Annotated in this window: 17 protein-coding genes; 3 read left to right on the plus strand and 14 right to left on the minus strand. The window is 38.3% G+C overall.

Translation table 11 applies throughout. The features are described 5' to 3' along the window. Window positions 1–6 precede the first annotated feature (6 nt). The 10 genes from LKD20_RS06495 to LKD20_RS06540 all read right to left on the minus strand — a co-directional run bounded on the left by LKD20_RS06495 (window position 7) and on the right by LKD20_RS06540 (window position 11,453). The gene (locus tag LKD20_RS06495) at window positions 7–525 is read right to left on the minus strand and encodes a flavodoxin family protein (protein ID WP_060924066.1); all 519 of its coding nucleotides are present in this window, start codon (window positions 523–525) and stop codon (window positions 7–9) included. Between the two features lie 62 nt (window positions 526–587). Beyond that, on the minus strand, window positions 588–1,382 hold the full coding sequence (locus LKD20_RS06500) for an energy transducer TonB family protein (RefSeq protein ID WP_227721225.1): 795 nt from the start codon (window positions 1,380–1,382) through the stop codon (window positions 588–590). Between the two features lie 2 nt (window positions 1,383–1,384). Then, entirely contained in the window at window positions 1,385–1,792 is a 408-nt protein-coding gene (locus tag LKD20_RS06505; RefSeq protein ID WP_039969325.1) for an ExbD/TolR family protein, read from the minus strand. Between the two features lie 2 nt (window positions 1,793–1,794). Then, window positions 1,795–2,412 (minus strand): MotA/TolQ/ExbB proton channel family protein, encoded by a 618-nt coding sequence (locus LKD20_RS06510; RefSeq protein ID WP_227721226.1) that lies wholly within the window; start codon window positions 2,410–2,412, stop codon window positions 1,795–1,797. A 35-nt stretch (window positions 2,413–2,447) separates the two neighbouring features. Then, on the minus strand, window positions 2,448–7,532 hold the full coding sequence (locus tag LKD20_RS06515; RefSeq protein WP_227721227.1) for a TonB-dependent receptor domain-containing protein: 5,085 nt from the start codon (window positions 7,530–7,532) through the stop codon (window positions 2,448–2,450). A gap of 181 nt (window positions 7,533–7,713) precedes the next feature. Then, window positions 7,714–8,604, minus strand: coding sequence for a helix-turn-helix domain-containing protein (locus LKD20_RS06520; RefSeq protein ID WP_005385728.1), 891 nt, complete (start codon window positions 8,602–8,604; stop codon window positions 7,714–7,716). Window positions 8,605–8,908: 304 nt separating this feature from the next. Further along, window positions 8,909–9,304 (minus strand): YbaN family protein, encoded by a 396-nt coding sequence (locus LKD20_RS06525; protein WP_126413436.1) that lies wholly within the window; start codon window positions 9,302–9,304, stop codon window positions 8,909–8,911. Further along, window positions 9,304–10,671 (minus strand): PTS ascorbate transporter subunit IIC, encoded by a 1,368-nt coding sequence (gene ulaA / locus LKD20_RS06530; RefSeq protein WP_105089523.1) that lies wholly within the window; start codon window positions 10,669–10,671, stop codon window positions 9,304–9,306. Before ulaA ends, LKD20_RS06525 begins: the two co-directional genes overlap by 1 nt. Window positions 10,672–10,700: 29 nt before the next feature. Next, the gene (locus LKD20_RS06535) at window positions 10,701–10,976 is read right to left on the minus strand and encodes a PTS sugar transporter subunit IIB (protein ID WP_005385725.1); all 276 of its coding nucleotides are present in this window, start codon (window positions 10,974–10,976) and stop codon (window positions 10,701–10,703) included. Between the two features lie 12 nt (window positions 10,977–10,988). Continuing rightward, window positions 10,989–11,453 (minus strand): PTS sugar transporter subunit IIA, encoded by a 465-nt coding sequence (locus LKD20_RS06540; protein ID WP_005385724.1) that lies wholly within the window; start codon window positions 11,451–11,453, stop codon window positions 10,989–10,991. Between the two features lie 356 nt (window positions 11,454–11,809). Here LKD20_RS06540 and LKD20_RS06545 point away from each other — a divergent pair, with 356 nt between their 5' ends. From LKD20_RS06545 to LKD20_RS06555, 3 genes are read left to right on the plus strand one after another with little or no spacing between them, the layout of a single operon-like run. After that, a complete protein-coding gene (locus LKD20_RS06545; RefSeq protein WP_227721228.1) occupies window positions 11,810–12,817 on the plus strand; it encodes a FecCD family ABC transporter permease in 1,008 nt (335 codons plus the stop codon). Window positions 12,818–12,843: 26 nt separating this feature from the next. After that, complete coding sequence (locus LKD20_RS06550; RefSeq protein WP_227721229.1) at window positions 12,844–13,590, plus strand: ABC transporter ATP-binding protein; 747 nt, start codon at window positions 12,844–12,846, stop codon at window positions 13,588–13,590. Window positions 13,591–13,610: 20 nt separating this feature from the next. Then, window positions 13,611–14,615: an ABC transporter substrate-binding protein gene (locus LKD20_RS06555; RefSeq protein WP_227721230.1), complete on the plus strand. Its 1,005-nt coding sequence runs from the start codon at window positions 13,611–13,613 to the stop codon at window positions 14,613–14,615. A gap of 291 nt (window positions 14,616–14,906) precedes the next feature. On the opposite strand, the gene LKD20_RS06560 is transcribed toward LKD20_RS06555, so the two are convergent. From LKD20_RS06560 to tnpA, 4 genes are all read right to left on the minus strand, one after another. Further along, complete coding sequence (locus LKD20_RS06560; RefSeq protein WP_199176261.1) at window positions 14,907–15,080, minus strand: hypothetical protein; 174 nt, start codon at window positions 15,078–15,080, stop codon at window positions 14,907–14,909. Between the two features lie 416 nt (window positions 15,081–15,496). Then, entirely contained in the window at window positions 15,497–16,495 is a 999-nt protein-coding gene (locus LKD20_RS06565; RefSeq protein ID WP_105089527.1) for an inorganic phosphate transporter, read from the minus strand. Continuing rightward, a complete protein-coding gene (locus LKD20_RS06570; protein ID WP_227721231.1) occupies window positions 16,488–17,117 on the minus strand; it encodes a DUF47 domain-containing protein in 630 nt (209 codons plus the stop codon). Before LKD20_RS06570 ends, LKD20_RS06565 begins: the two co-directional genes overlap by 8 nt. A 335-nt stretch (window positions 17,118–17,452) precedes the next feature. Beyond that, window positions 17,453–17,914 carry an IS200/IS605 family transposase gene (gene tnpA / locus LKD20_RS06575; protein ID WP_005380067.1) on the minus strand — a complete coding sequence of 154 codons (462 nt, stop codon included), beginning with the start codon at window positions 17,912–17,914 and terminating at the stop codon, window positions 17,453–17,455. Window positions 17,915–17,934: the final 20 nt, after the last annotated feature.

The raw sequence follows: 17,934 nt of genomic DNA on the forward strand, positions 1-17,934 counted from the left end.
TTCAGTTTAGGCTTGCAACTTTGCAAGTACAGATTTCGTAAATTCTTTTGCATTTGCAAAGTCTTGTTCGTCTGGATGCGTTTCAGCCGCTTTATGTAAGGCATCGCGTTCAGGGCTTTGACCATGAGCAGATCCAGGTGGGAACATTTTATACATCATTTCGATGACTTTTGGATCAATTTTACCTTGGCATACGAAGCCATCTACAAGGGATTCCTTATTTTGTAATAATTCAGATGCTTTTTCAATACTTTCACGAGCATGATCAGAATCTGCATACATACCTAATGTGGCAAAGAATACGATATTAGGATTTGTTAGGGTTTCAATCAATTTTGCAGCCTCTTTATTTGCTGTACCGCGGTCTACCCAGAAACCTACGAAAACATTGTCATAATCAGCTAAATTCTCAGGCGCCTCTTTTACAGGAACGCAAGGCGTACCTTCAGGCATAACGGAAGCCATTGCTTCCGCTACGCTTTTAGTATTTCCCGTGAGGGAAGAATATAAAATAATGGATTTCATAATTATCTCCTTTAATTCTTGGATGAGTATATTACTAAAATAGATCTATTACATAGATACTTTTATTCTTCCTCATCATCAGAGGATTCGTGACCTCTAAACTCAACTGGTACCTTGATATTGATATCTTCGCCTGTTGGATTTTTATATGGTGTTGCGGCCACTACGGCAGACATTGCTGCATCATTGAATATTTCATTTGTAGAATATATGATACTTTGTCCAATAAGACTACCATTTGTATCAAGTGTTACTTGTACAGTCACATCGCCTTGTAATTTTCTTTTTAAAGCCATGGAAGGCATTTGTGCATTGTCTTGCACTCTTGCACGGAATCCCTCCGTATCAAAGGCCGCTTTCACTGTACCATGACCGTCACCTTTACCAGTGCCGTCACCCTTACCATTCCCCTGACCTTGGCCATCACCATTGCCAGTGCCATCACCTGTACCGTTTCCACCGCCAGAGCCGCCACCATGTCCGGGGCCGGAACCACCTGTGGAATTATCACCAGAGGTATTACCTTTATGTTCGCCGCCTTTCGGGGGTACATCTACTGCATCAGGAATATCTCTTGCAGTAGATGGATCAACATTTGCTACAACAGCCTTTGTTCTTGCCGCTACTTCATCAGCCGATAATGGTTTAGGGAATAGGTCTGACCTGTTTCCGCCACCACCACCGGCATGACCACTGCCGCCATCATCGAGCACACTTTGTGTGAGGTCGATTTCATAAGTTTCCATGTCTTGAATTGCTGGAACCACTACGAAAAAGATTACGGCAATAAATAGAGCAATAAGATGAACTACGGCGGATATAATGGCTGCTTTTTTCCATGATATGCCTAGTCCCATAGTTATCCTTTCTGTTCAGCTGCAATAGCCAAGCGTTTAACACCAGATTGCTTTAGCATATCCATAATCGCTACTACTTGACCATGAGCTGCACGTTTGTCGGCTTGTAAGATAACACTAGCGTTAGGATTTTCTTGAATCCGTTGTTTAATCATAGCTTCTGCTTGATCAATACTCATTGGATTGTTATCAATTGTAATATGCCCTTCCGCATCAAGTGTAAATACAACTGGTAACTGAGCCGGTGCAGATGCACTAGTAGCTTGTGGTAATTGTACAGATAATGCTTTTTGAGCCACTGTTTGTAAGCTATTCATCATGAAGAATACCAACAAGAAGAAGATAATATCAATCATTGGGATAATCATGAATTCAGGCTTTGTTTTCATACGAAAGCTTTGTAAGTTCATAATCATTTCCACCCTTCTCGTTTAGCGCTAACAATGCTAACACACATATTTTCAATTTGGTTAATGATAGAATCCAAACGATGACTGAATACTGTATATACAATAAAGGCCATGATGGCTACGCACAAACCAGATGCTGTAGCGATGAGGGCTTCACCAACACCACCAGTGATAGCAGATGCGCCCGCACCGGAGTCGAGGATACTGAAAGAACCAATCATACCTGTTACTGTACCTAATAGGCCCAATAATGGAGAGATTGTAACGGTAGCACTGAGATAGTCCATATATTTACGGAAGCCTACTGCGTCTACGCCCATTTGGTCAGCAAAGGCTGTTTTCATAGCTTCCTCGCTAGAAGCATTATGTAAACCTGCTTCTGCAATACGGCTCGCAATAGATGGGTTTTCTTTGATTACTTTATCAATTTCTGCCCAATTTTGTAATTTTGCTAGTTCATTGACTGCATGGGTAACAACGAAAGTTTTACCGGCATATTTGTGATAGTAGAAAGCTCGTTCTGCAGCGATAGCGATAACCATGAAAGACAAGAGTAATAATGGATACATTACATATCCGCCGCTATGAAACAAGTGAATGACATAATTTAAGTTTTCCATATTAGTAACCTTTCTGCCTGTTTACAGACTGAACATTAGAACCTGTAGGTCCCTTGAATTCTTGTATAATCGCCTAACTTAAAGCTTTCACTACCATATAACGTATCTCGTTTATTAGTGCCCTTCGCATCGAATGTGTAGAATGCTTCAAGGAGTAAATCCTTGCGAGGCACATAGCCAGCACCGAATGTAAAGCTGCGAATACCGTCGAGATAACGATCCGGTACTGCACCAGTACCATTGCCACCGAAGAAGGAGCCATGTTCAAAGTATTTGTAATCGATGAACGCATTCCAAGATTTAGGAATATCTAGGTCGGCACGACCAATATCTAGACGAGCCATCCAGAAGTGTGGTGTACCACCCATTTGATGACCTTTAAGAGCAAAGTCGGCTGTGCCACGTTCGTGTTGGTATACAGTGTTACCATTTAAATAACGGCCCAAGTTGGAACGGTTTTGGCCATAATCAACGGTAATCGAAGCATTAGCACCTAATTGATATTTAGCGCCAATACCAAATACTTGAGCTACATTTGAGAAGTTATATTCATCATTGCCGTTACCATTTGCATTTAAATAGGTATGTGTTTTACCGCCAAAGGAACGTAAGTACCAGGCTTGTAACCCAAGACGAGAGCCTATTTGTTTCTTGTATTGAACAAAGGCCGCTTTATCAATAGCCGGTACAGTATCTTTTTCAAGAACTACACCTTCTGTACGAATCAAATTACCGATGATCTTGCCTATTGCTTCACGAGGTAATTTATTTTCAGACTCTGCATCATGTACAACTTTTTCAAGATTGTATAAATAGTTGTACATTGCTGGTGTCATACCCCAACCATAATCAGAACTACCTTCACCCCAGTCGTTAGAGGCCATTGTAAAGTTCTTTTTATAAATCGCATCTTTAGCATCATAATCGCTAAATACGTAGCTACCACTATCGTATTTATACGTTTTAGCACCTAAATAACCAGTGAACTCATAATCACTAGATGGTTGTCCATAGTAATCATAGGATTGTTTGAAAGTACCATCTGGCTGTTTAACCCAAACAACATCAAGCTCACTATTGTTATAGTTGGACCAGTTATCTGTAGCATTATATTTTGCAATTTCTGCTACGGATTGATTGATTTCATCACTATGTTTTTCAACATAAGCCTTAGGATTTAGTAAGGCGTCTTTATTATCGGTTGATACGATAAGACCTTTCGCTTTTTCTTTTAAGTATTCAGGATATAAGGAGGAGTTCACATTATACATAATGTCCCCTGTCTTATAGAGTTTTTCTCCTGTATTCTTGTTCGTGATTTCATACATTGCATAGCCACCAGATGGGATATCTAGGGAGAATTTCTTCTCCGCCATATCCGTAGGATACGCTTTTGTAAGAATATCTTGTAAGCGACTCATAATTTGAGCTTGTTTTTGTTGAGTCTCTTTTAATTTAGCATCGGCTTTAGCCATTTCTTGATCCCGATTTGGATTGCTCCAGCTAAGATCTAATGATTCCTTATAAGCCTCATATTCATCTTGTAAGCCTTTAAGTTGTTGATAGAAGTAGATGCTATCTGTCTTACCTTTGTAAGTAGAATCATAGATACCATTAGGACTATCTGCTGCTGCTGCATCCTCTGTAGATTTTTTCTCACCATCAGAGCCAGTTTTTGTAGCACTGTTGATATCATATGGATATTCATCACGATTGATACCAATCAATTCAGCCGCTGTTGGCGGTCTATAAATAACTTCATGTACTGCATGAGTATAAGCCGAATCAGTAATACCTGTACTATGTTTGAAAGTACCAACACCAATACGAACTTGTGAGTCATTACCATTCCAAACGGCACGAACGCCATCATAAGATTGACCAAACCAGTAGCCACTAGCCCCCATAGGTTCTGTTAAGCGACCTACCGATACATCCCATTTTTTAACGCGTCTTGTGAGATCAACTGTGTCGATTCGTTGATGGTTAAAGCCTTTAGAATCGGATTGTGTCCAGCTTGTATCAACATCGCTCATACCAGTTGCACTACCGATAACTTTGAGATTGGTAAACTCATTAAGACGAGCATCGAAGCCTAGGCGCAAACGTTGTTCAAAGCTATGACGATTGGCATCGTACATATTAGCTTTTGCAGAACCAATAGCGGAATTTTCTCTAAATGGAGATTGTGGTCTATTAGAGCCATCATGTGCCATCCAACGTGCTCTGTAGTCGCCAACTAATGTAACACCACGTTCTTTAGTAGTGTCGAAATCAGAATGAATAAAATCAGTTAAGCGAACCACATCAGATACGTTTTGTACACCGGATTCACCATTTGTAACTTTCCCATTAGTATCCGTTACATTTGCACCTGTTACGCTACCTTTTGTACCATCCTTAGTCTTACCGATAGCTGTCGTTTTACTGCTGTCTCCACCACCAAATTTAAGGTTAACCCCTACACGATACACACGTTCTTGCGTAGCACGGTCATCATCGCGATGGTTAAAGATATTATTGATGCCAAAGTACATCATGGCATTTTTATTGAATCGTTTTTGAACCATTACGTTCCAAATGCCAAATGTTTTCTTTTCATAGGTTTGCTTCTTATATACGCCTGCATCACCAGATAAAATATCTGGCCAGTAGTTGCCACCATTATTAAGAGTATTACTATCAAGCATATTGATATAGTAATCGCCCCAAATGGAACCATTCCAACCGGATTTAGGGTTGTCATAGGTAATACCAATATCAACCTTATGCATTGGTTTATCCAACAATTGTCGAGGCATTGTTGGATCACTCTTATTGATCGCATGCAAGTATGTATACCCGAGCTTACCGGACCAATACTTACCGAATTTTTGTTGTACCTCTGCTTGAAGGCCCGTAATTTCAGCTTTACCAATATTTTTAAAGCTATAAATCATGTCTGGTGCACGTTGGTACTTAGCATCACCTTTGAGGTATGGAGCAAAGTCCATAAAGTCCCCTGTGAAGTATACAGACATATAGTTTTTGATGCGGTTATGGAATACGCCTACACGAGCATAAGTATTCTTATTTTCACCTTCTAAGCTCATGTCAAAGTTAACAGATTTCTCAGGTTTCAAATTAGGATTGCCAGCCCAGTACCAACCAAGTTTTGCAACCCCAATACCAACAGGGTTAGAAGCATACATTTCCCAGTTGTACCACAATTCGCCCATACCTGGTTCTGTATAGCCCGTCCCTACATTGGCTTTAAATCTACGGTGAGTATTACCTTTAACGTTATAGGTCATGCCTAAGGACGCAGATAAATTAGAACCAAATAAGCTGCTGTTATCAAAGCGAAGAATTGGGGATAATGTTAAGTTCTTATTTACCTGCCATGTATCAGAAACATAAGCATTTAACTTACGAATCGTACCGCTACCAGTTGTTAAGCGTTGATCACGGCTACGATATTCTTCTAGGAAGGCTTTACCATTTAGCTTAGGTGCCTTTTTGCGCATCTCAGGATCATTGGACTCGCCATATTTAAAATAGTCACCTACAATATTGGCACGTGTGGCAGATAATACAGGATTTTCTGCTTTCAAACGGTCTTCTAAAGCCTTATAACGAGCTTTGAACTCATCTGTTACAGGTTGATTATTAGGAGATGTACTAGACCAATCACTTAATCTACTTTCAGACAAACCATAGTTTATATAGTCATCATAAGTTATATCTGGTTTTTGAGCATCTGTTTCTGCACCATAATATTCATAATCCATATCCCATTGCGGCATACCAGCACCGGAATTAATGAATTTATAATCGTGGATATGAGAGTAAACCTTGATGCTATTATCGCCTTTACGTCTTACAAGGCGGTCTAGTTTATCCACTAATAAGCTCTTATCGTAATCCCAAGGATCAATGTACATGGTACTTGTATTAGGAGAACTCTTTAAGCGGCTACCAGAACCTTCTTCACGAGCATAACTTACGCCGTAGCTAAGCAAATGATTTTTATTAAGCTGTGTATTCGCATTAGCTCGAATATCCAATTGACGATGATCGATGTTATCGATATAACGCAACTCATTGGAGCCTTCATAGGCGGAGCGACCTGTATAGCTAATGAGGGCTACATCATTTTCTTTAATGCGGGAGTAGTTAGTTTCAACAGTCCAATCGCTTTTGCCTGCTCGGGAGGACCATTGTAAATTAGCCGTATTGCGGTCTGCGGTACGTTTGAAATGTTGTTGAGGCTCTAAATCAGAGTCGGAGTGCTTAACATCGCGTACAAGGTCTTCTGTGTAGCGGTTAAGTCGCATTTCAAATTTATTCTTATCATTAGCTTCGTAGGTTGCTACAAGACCGATATCAGCCGCATCACCATAATAACGAAGCACATTTGGCTTAAAATTATGTTTTGCATAATCAAAAGCCATGCCAGAATCTCGACGTTTAACGGATGCTAAAACAGGCATTAGATCACGTTTACTGCCTGACAAACCAACCTTTAACTTACCCATTTGACCAGAGTCGGCACGAATAAAGAAGTTTTGGAATGGGAATGTATCACCATCACTCTTACGACGCATACCTTCTGCGTTTAATTGTAAGATCGGTTTCTTCTGTGCTTTTTTTGTGATGATGTTAACAACACCACCAATAGCATCTGAACCGTATTTTGCACTGGCTGCCCCTTGGATAACCTCAATACGTTCAACATTTTCTGCACCTAACCGTTGAACTTCATCTGCTGCACCGGAGTACTTATCAAAATCGCCTAGTACTGGTTGACCATCTACTAAAATAAGTGTGTGACGCGCTTCTGCACCACGAATAGATACACCTACACGGCCCATAGCATCTACAGTTCTAGAGACGCCAGTTTGTGTAAAAATAATATCTTCGACGGACTTCGCCTGCTTTTTCTCAATATCTTTCTTGGTAATGATTTGCACTTGCTGTGAGTCTAATTTGGCTGCTTCTTCTGCCCATGTTCCTTTAACATGAACAACATCTGTAGTAACGGTTGCATTCTCAGCCCATACTACAAGAGGTGCGCTAAGCCACAAGGCAACTGCACTAGACAGAATTATGGTGCGCTTTGTATGTCCCCACCGGTCCATTGTGCCCTCCTCAAATTTTAACTAATTATACGTTTTGTATCTTTCACTCTCAAATAAAAAGATACACTCTACCAACATATAATGACATTGAATATCATTTACATTTTAATGTTAGCAAAGTGTATCTTGCATATCTACTCCGAAAAGACCAAAAATATACGTTTCGGACAATATTAAATTGTTATATCTTACGATAAGCACTTGGAGTTACACCAGTAGCCTCTTTAAAGGCACTAGTAAACTTACTGCCATTCTCATAGCCTACGGCATTAGCAATTTCTAGAATCGATTGATCCGTTTCATGGAGTAACCTCTTAGCCGCATTAATACGACATTCTTTTAAATATTGATGTATCGTCGTACCATATACGCCCTTAAAACATCTTTTTAATGTAGACGTAGGTACATCAAATTGTTCAGATAATGTCTCAATTGTAATACGCTTCATAAACTGAGTAGATACATATTCGTTAACAGCTTTCACAATATCAACCTGCTGTTTCCGATAGGTTGCTCTCTTTTCATTATTGCTCGTAGAAATTACAGATAATAACAAAAAGATCTCAATAACCTTTAATTTAAAATAGTGCCCTTTGATTTGGTCAGGCACTTTATATAAGCTAGAAAAAATCTGTCTAACCGATTCAGTTTCTTCCATCATCATACCGTACTCGGAATGCTCACAAAATCGTTCAGCTAGGCTTGTTAAATTAATACGTGACTCAGTAACAAGCGAATCCAATACAGGTTGCGCTTTTTCTACATCTACGAGTAATACAATTCCCTTAAAAAGTTTTGTAGGGAAATAATTTTTATGTTGGTAGTCAGCATGAGTATGCCATCCTAATGACATATCTCCTGGCCCCATATATAAATATTCCCCAGATGTAAACTTACACTCGATGCGCCCCTCTTCACAATGATTTATGGCAAATGTCTTGGTATGTGATTTAGCATAAAATTGAACCGACTCTTCTTTCACATCCAGAAATAATAGATCGATACCGTCAAACACCGTATGTCTCGACATAGTAAGTCCTGCATGTGAAATTGCATGATTATGTGGATTCATACTATCACCATATACACAAATACTATATAAATTATCACTTACACAATTATCATAGTATACTTATTGATATTCATTGTCAAATTAATTTTTGTAATAATTCATTTTTTCTTTAAAAATATAAGTTTCTACTATTTGTAATCCACATAAGATAATTTCAGTAATATATAGCGCTCTATTCATTAAAATCCATTCATTACACAGTCTACTCTATGTATGATTGATTTTATAATAAAATAAGCCTTGCAAGTTAAACCAACGCAGTCTAACTTACAAGGCTATATTTAGAATTATCAGAGATAATTCTTTATTTTTTTGTTTTTACAATAAAGACTAATGCTATAACATGACCAAGCCATACAAAGGCCATAACACCAAGTGCAATGGGCATATCTTGACTAAAATACGCACCAATCGCCATTATTGTACTCACAGATAAGAAAATGGACAACTTTGTCCGCAACGTTAACGCTTTATCGCGTTCATAAGCACCAACAGTCTTTTGATATAAACTAGATTCTAAAAACATTTTATGAAAACGTTTAGATCCTCTAGCTAAACAAAATAAGGTAAGCATATAAAAAGGTACTGTTGGCAATAGTGGTAATACGATACCCGCTGTACCAAGAGCAAAGCTAATAGCCCCTATAGTAAGGAATATATATCGTATTACAACATTACTATGTTGCTCAGTTGTTTTCATTACTCCTCTTCTACGTAGTTAATAACTTTACCTTTTGTTTTAATAAAGTTTGGAATAATAAGTACAAGAGCTGCAATCGCTACGATACCATAGATACCAGCCATACCAATCCATTCGAATGCATGACCAAGTACAAGACCCATTACGGCAAAGTCTGCATCACCAAATGTTGTATTTTGGAAACCTAATTGACCAAGAACTGGCAATGCCAATGCTGGCAAGAAGGTAATAGCCAAACCATTAAGGAATGCGCCTACTGCAGCACCACGACGGCCGCCTGTAGCATTACCATAGATACCTGCTGTTGCACCGCAGAAGAAATGAGGTACAAGACCAGGAATGATTAATACGCCACCTACAGCTCCAAGGATGAGCATACCGATGATACCGCCGATAAAGGAGCTAATGAAGCCCAATACTACCGCTGTTGGAGCATATGTAAAGAATACTGCACAGTCTACTGCTGGGATTGCATTAGGGATAATTTTTGTTGCAATACCTTGGAATGCAGGAATTAAATCACCTAAGATCATACGTACACCGGAGTATACGATTGTTACACCTACAGCAAAGTTCATTGCACTCATAACAGCATATAAGTAAGGACTCATATCACCAGATAAAGTAGCTACAAACTCAGAACCAGCCGCAAAAGCTGCAATCAAGTAGAATACAATCATAGTTAATGCTGTAGATAATGTAGAATCACGTAAGAAGCCCCATTTTTCTGGAATTTCAATGTCTTCTGTACTATCGTCTGCTTTACCGACATATTTAGCTACCCAAGCGGATAAATAATAACCTAAGCTACCAAAGTGACCGATGGCAATTTCATCGCCTTCGGTAACCTTAGATGTATAGCTTTGGCCAATTGCTGGAGAAATAGCAGACCAAGCGCCCATCAAGAAACCACCTACAAGGATGAGTTCCATACCGGACAAACCTGCAGTACCGAGTACGGCAGACATAAGACAAGCCATAAATAAGCTATGGTGACCTGTTAAGAACACATATTTGAACTTGGTGAAACGAGCAATACATAAGTTCATCAATAAGCCTACTACGAGAATAGACATCGTTTCAACGCCAAGTACCTTTTGTGCTACAGCCACGATAGCTTCGTTGTTTGGTACTACACCAGTAATATGGAAGCCATGCTCAATCATCTTACCTAGTGGATCAAGATTGTTAACGATAACACCTGCACCAGCTGCGAGCATCAAGTATCCAAGAATAGGTTTTAATGTACCAGTCATTACCTTATGAAACGGGCGTTTCAAGGCAATCAAACCTATACATGACATAATACCAATCAAAAGTGCTGGTTGAGACAGCACATCACGTAAGAACTCTAATACCATTTCCATGGCACTACCTCCTATATATAGTTGTTACATTATTGAGCTGCTTGTTTCAATGCATCAAGAATATCTTCAGTGATTTTCTTTTTATTAATATAGCTGCGAACAATAGCGACATTCTTGTCTTCAAATTGTTCAGCTAACTCTTTTACAGTTACAATAAGGTCCGCTTTACGACCTTGTGCGGCATTAAAATCAATAGATTCAACTTGTGCATCAATACCATTTTCAGCACAGATTTCTTCAATTTTCATTTTTAGCATCAAGCTAGAACCAATGCCATTACCGCATACAGTTAATACAGAAATCATACTTGCCTCCTACTAAACGTATTCTTGATCTTCTAAATGCTCGGCCAAGAATGCTTGTACATCTTCAATACTTTCAAAATCAGCAGCCGCATCTAAAAACTCATCATCCTCAAATAATGTAGCAATATCTGTCAACAACTGAATATGTTCATCCTTGTTTGGAGCACATAAAAACAACGCAACAGACACAGGATCATTGTCAGGACTACCAAAATTCAATGGTTTTTCTAAGGTTACCAATGCAGTACCTACACGTTTTGCCCCATTTTCCGGACGAGCATGTGGCATCGCAAGACCTGGTGCCAATACAATATATGGCCCCATTTCACGTACTACTTCAACCATAGCCTCCGTATAAGATGGATCAGTAAAACCAGCATCAACCATGAGTTGGCCACCGTGACGAATTACCTCTTCCCACGTTTCTGCAGGATAATGAAAAGATACATTATCCTCAGATAGTAAATCTTGTAACAAGCTAACACCTCCTGAATTTACTTACGTACATACTTTATTATATCCATTCTGTGAATTTTTTCATATAACAAAATAGGAATAAGGCTATAAAAAAGAATAAAACAAACAATTTTAGTGATGAATTTATTAACACATAGTAGGATATCCTATATTAAATATTTAATCATATTTTTGAATTTTTACTAACTCAAGCATTTTATATTAAGTATCAGCTCAATCCTATTTCCAATTATAATTTCTATAGAATCTAACCGCTCACAATAATACCCATACGCGTCTATATATTGTATATATATAGAAAATTCTCTATACTTAGATAAGGTTATATTACCTATAAAATAGAATAAGGAGATTTTATGCAAACATCTATAAAAGCATTAATACTATGTGTAATACTATGTATTTCATTGGTAACGGCGTTGCAATTTGGATCTACGTTTATTCCTTTGGAGCAAATCATTCAGGCCCTTATGTCTATGGCTGATCCCAATGCCACGGCTACAATGACAGATACGATTATTACGGATATACGATTACCTCGACTCATCTATTCAGTCTTAACAGGTATAGGCTTATCCCTTGTTGGTTTACTAATGCAGACTGTTACCCGAAATGCACTCGCTGATCCCTATGTATTAGGTGTTTCATCAGGTGCTAGTACAGGCGCTGTGTTTGCCATTATCATGGGAGGTCTACCGCTATTAGGTGCCTATAACACACCTGTTTTTGCAGCTTTAGGTGCGGCCCTCTCTATTATTTTGGTATTGCTTTGTGTTGGTAAAAGTAATAGTCCTGTAAAGCTTATCCTCATCGGTATGGGCATGACTGGTATATTCTCTGCTCTAACTATGATGATTATTTACGGGGCAAAACACGAAGCACAAGTTCGTAGTGCCATGTTCTGGTTATTAGGTAGCTTTGCCGGTATACAATGGGGTGATTTACCACTAACAGCCATCATTGTGACATTATTTATGTTATATATCTACCTATTTAACCAAGATTTAGATGTATTATTACTAGGCAATCACGAAGCAGCGCAAATGGGCTTATCTGTAAAACAGTTACAGTTGAGCATTGTCATTATATCCTCTATTGTTATTGCTACATTAGTATCCAAGGTCGGTGTAGTTGGATTTATTGGCCTTATTATTCCTCATTTAGCGAGAATCATAGGCGGTCCAAAGCACAAACACACCTTACTATTCAGTACACTCATCGGTAGTATCGTGATGATTTGGTCCGATGTATTATCTAGGGCCCTCTATAGTCCAGAAGAAATCCCTATCGGGGTGCTCACATCCCTACTAGGGGCTCCATTATTTATTTGGATTATTATGAATCGTTACAAGCACAATGGTTAGTGTATATCATATTTATAGGAGATACTATGTATCAAATTAATCAGCTGTCCTTCTCCTATGAGAAGAAAGAAGTGTTAAAGAATATTTCTGTAACATTTCCTAGTAATAAAATAACGGCCATCATCGGGCCGAATGGATGTGGTAAGTCCACATTACTGAGCCATCTGTACCGACTACTACCATCAAAAGATAAAATTATATTGAATCAAAGGCCATTAGAATCGTATAAAGGCCGCGAATTTGCTCAATTAGTAGCCGTTCTAACACAATCAAGAGATTCTATGATTGATGATTTTCTCGTAAAAGATATCGTTCTTATGGGTCGTTATCCTTACAAACAACACTTCGGCACATATAGCTCAGAGGATGTAAAAATCGCAGAGCATTATATGCATGAAGTAGGTATTACTCATTTAGCAGATGAAGAAATTCATCATTTATCAGGTGGCGAAAAGCAACGTGTATTCATCGCCAAAGCATTAACTCAAAAACCTCAAATTCTACTCTTAGATGAGCCTACAAACCATCTAGATATGAAATATAAAATAGCACTGATGAAACAATTGCGAGCGTTTACAGGCACAACTATCGTAGTCTTACACGACTTGAATTTAGCCGCTCAATATTGCGATCATGTGGTGATTATGAACGAGGGAACAATCCTAAAGGAAGGTTCCCCTACGGAGGTGTTAACACCTGAAATTCTTGAACCCATATTTGAAGTTCCTTTCAAAACATCTTGGGATGAAGGGCGCTATCATTTATATTATTAATTCAAAAGAAAGGGCTTACTATGTTCCAAAAATTAAGAAAATCAAAAAAATTGTTATTAGTTGTTATGGCATGCGCAACCTTTGCTATTGCTGGTTGTGGTTCTGATACAACTAAGAACACTGCTGATAATGGCAATGCGGTAACATGGAGTGAAACATTTGACGGTACTAAAACTGACTTTGCTGTAAAATCCGCTCCTACCCATGCAGTATCCATGTCCCAAGCAACTACAGAAATGATGCTCCAACTAGGTCTTGAAGATAAGATGGCTGGTACAGCTTTCAAAGAAGAAGAAATCTATCCACCTCTACAAGCGGCCTATGACAAGGTAAAAGTATTATCCGACAAATGGCCGTCCTACGAAGTATTCATGTCCGTAAAGCCAGACTTTGCAACAGGCTGGCCTGACTCCTTCAGCAAACGCGCTATTCCTGCAGATAAAATGATTGCTCAAAAGGTTAACATATGGCTTCCTGAATCCATGTTATCTACAAAAGCAGATTTAGAGACTAACTTTAATGACATGATTAAATTAGGCGAAATCTTCGGCGTTAAACCTAAAGCTGAAGAATGGGTTGCAAGTCAACGTAAAACGTTAGCAGCTATCCAAGCTAAATTAAAAGACTTACCTCGTAAACGGGTATTCATTTATGACTCTGAAGATGGCCAACCATTCACAGCCTTCGAAGGTTACACTACAAACATCTTGAAACTTATCGGTGCTGATAACGTAATGAGCGGTTTAGGCGTTGATAAAACATGGGCTAAAGGTTCTTGGGAAACTGTAATTGCTCAAAATCCTGATTACATTATTATTGCTGACTATGGTAACTCCATTCGCAACGATGATGATTTCCAACAAAAAATTGAAAAAATCAAATCTAACCCTCAACTTCAAGATATCACTGCTGTAAAAGAAGGTCATTTCATTCGTGTAAAACTATCTGAGATCACACCTGGCGTTCGTACAGTAGATGCTTTAAAACGTTTAGCTGAAGAAATTCACGGCGTAAAAATCGACTAACGATTTACTCAGCTATGAAAGTATTCTATTAACTAGTCCTATAAGTTAATAAAATTATATATAGTATTAGATAGTATTTGTCCTAGGTAGTTAAATATACTGTGACATATACTATATGTAACGGAAAAGGTCCCAATTCATTGAATTGGGACCTTCTTCGTACTGCTTTGTATTGCACACAGCATATGGTTAGAGAGTAGAGATGTGTTGTAGTTGAAAGATTTAAATAATGGGTTATTGTAACATAGATTAAAAGTTTATTATGTTGTATATGCTGTGACAATGCCTTATTTATGCATTTCTAGTACATTGTTGCCTATAGCGTTTATCATTATTGGCCTTGATGGCCATAATTAATGGTTTGAGTGAAAGAAACTCTTCATCACTAAGTCGAATGGTTCTACCAATACGTTTAATCGGATTACGTGGGCGCCCGGCACCGCGTCTAGTTCCACCCCATGCCATATACATACCTCACTTTTCACTTGAAAAACTCCTTCTACCGATAGTATAACCTCCGTTACATAAGTATGCAATAGCTATTCATTATAAACAGTCCTAAAACAACTATTAAACAAGTAATAAACCGCATTTATTAATAAAACGCATAATCAAGAAAAGCACATATTTATAAGCATTTCTCTATATTCAACTTGAAATCTAACATTAACGTTGCCAAATATAGATAAATCGCTTTTATAGAATATAGTATTTAAAACCTAGTGTATATCAACATTCTTTGATGACAGGTTCATAATAAACTAAAAAAAAATAGTAAAATCTAATTGATAAATTGTATAACTCAATTAATCCAATTCTTAAACAACAGAACTAAAAAAAGACTGCTCTCGCAGTCTTTTTTAGTTTTATATAGCTATTTATTAACCAAATAATAAGTGACCGATTTCATAAGCAATAGCCGCTACAATACCAGATAATGGAATTGTTACAAACCAAGCTAACACCATCGATCTTGCTACGCCCCAGTTAACAGCTTTAAGACGTTTAGAGGAACCTACGCCAAGCAAGGAACCACTTACAACGTGTGTCGTACTTACAGGTAAATGTAAGAATGTAGCTGTAAAAATAGTGATAGCAGAGTTTAAGTCAGCAGCAAAACCATTAATTGTTTCTAGTTTGAAAATCTTAGTCCCCATGGTAGAGATGATTTTCCAACCACCCACTGCTGTACCCATGGCCATAGCCGTAGCACAACAAAGTTTAACCCATAACGGTACATCCAATGTATCAATGAAGCCACCGCTAAGCAAGGTCAAGGTAATAATCCCCATCGCCTTTTGCGCATCATTAGAGCCATGAGAGAACGCCATCATGACAGCAGACACAATTTGCATGGATCTAAATCTATCATTTAGTACAATTGGAGAGAATCTACCAAAGATAAGCAACAATACTTTCATCACAATATAGCCACCAATCATGGCTACAATTGGAGATAAAATAAGGGATAAGAAAATTTTTAAAATACCTGCCTCATTTAAGGCATCAAAGCCTACGGACCAGCCTACAGCACCGATGATACCACCGATAAGCGCATGAGATGAGGAGCTCGGAATCCCCCAATACCATGTAAGCAAGTTCCATGTAATGGCACCGATAAGAGCAGCCGAAATGATTCCACTATTGATAAGAGATGCAGACATTACGATATCGCCACCGATTGTCTTTGCAACCCCTGTACTAACCATGGCCCCCAAGAAATTGAGTGCTGCCGTCATCATAATAGCCTTTTTAGGCTCAATAGCACGGGTCGAAACAGATGTGGCAATGGCGTTCGCCGTATCGTGGAAGCCATTGATATAGTCGAAGGCTAATGCTAAAAATACTACTAGCCATACTAAATAATGAGACTCAAGCATATTTCAATACTACCCGGCGGAATGTACCTACCAAATCTTCGCATCCATCGATTACATCCTCCATGGCGCTAAGGATTTCCTTCCATTTGATAATTTCAATAGGATCTGTACACTCAGTGAAGAGCTTAGCCATTTCTTCGTGGTAAATATTATCCGCTTCAGACTCAAGTTTCAATACTTGGTGTACACGGCCTTCTACCTTTACATGGTCCTTTTTAAGGCTGCTCATATAACCAATAGATTTGTTAATATGTTTAACGCATTTTACAACGATTTCACTCATACGGATAGCACCATCACTTGGATTACCAACATGGTACATAACCATTTTATCCATAATTTCTTTAATATTATCCAATGTAGTATCCAATTGGTCGATTAGAAGCTGAATATCTTCGCGATCCATTGGGGTAATGAATGTTTTACGCAAACGTTCTACAGTTTCGGTTACTAATTCATCGGCAGCTTTTTCCTTTGTATCAATTTCAAGAAAAGCCTCTTCTTTAGAGATTTCGCCTTTAAACACACGCTCCATCATCTCTGCACTTTCATATGTAAGAGCAGCATGATTTTCTAAAATACTGAAAAATTTTTCTTCTTTTCCTTTTAATTTAAAAGCCATGAAGATCCTCCTGAAACAGTATTGATTGCTTCTATAAATATAATTTAATTATAGCACACTAACCATAATTCCTAAACAATTTACCAATTTCTATATTCTGACCCCTATGCGTATATGGCATATATACTATTCATCAGCGTGAAAGCATCAACAACATTTAGATATCATACAGGTAGTCCCCTACATATTCAAAATCAGAACCACCCGTAAAACGGGTGGTTTGCTCACGGGCTATAAGCCCGTAGTACTAGGCCAGCGTCTAAAGGCGCTGGCTTTCACTACGTTCAAGCCGCATAGCCATTGACTCGTAACGGTCCCCTTAAAGGGGATATGTATTACTTGCTACCCTTAAAAGGGTCCTCATATTCTTTTACACTAAGTTTATCTTTCATTTGGTCATGTAACTCTTGCTCACGTATATATTTTTTTACGGTAGCTTCATTTAATCCTACCGTACTTACATAATATCCCTCGGACCAAAAGTGTCTATTTCCAAATTTATACTTTAAGTTTGCGTGTTTATCGAACATCATTAGCGCACTTTTACCCTTTAAATATCCCATAAAAGATGAAACTGATATTTTAGGTGGAATTAATACTAGCATATGCACATGATCTGCCATAAGCTCCCCCTCTATAATCTTGACGCCCTTATATTCACATAAACGTCTCAGTATTTCACGTAAACTATTTCTGTATTGATTATATATAACTTTACGTCTATACTTAGGTGTAAATACTATGTGGTATTTGCATAACCATTTTGTGTGCGCAAGGCTCTGTGTCTTTGTTGCCATATAAAATCACCTTTCTTTTG

The sequence above is a fragment of the Veillonella fallax genome (assembly GCF_020687175.1).
GTDB classification, from domain to species: Bacteria; Bacillota; Negativicutes; order Veillonellales; family Veillonellaceae; genus Veillonella; species Veillonella fallax.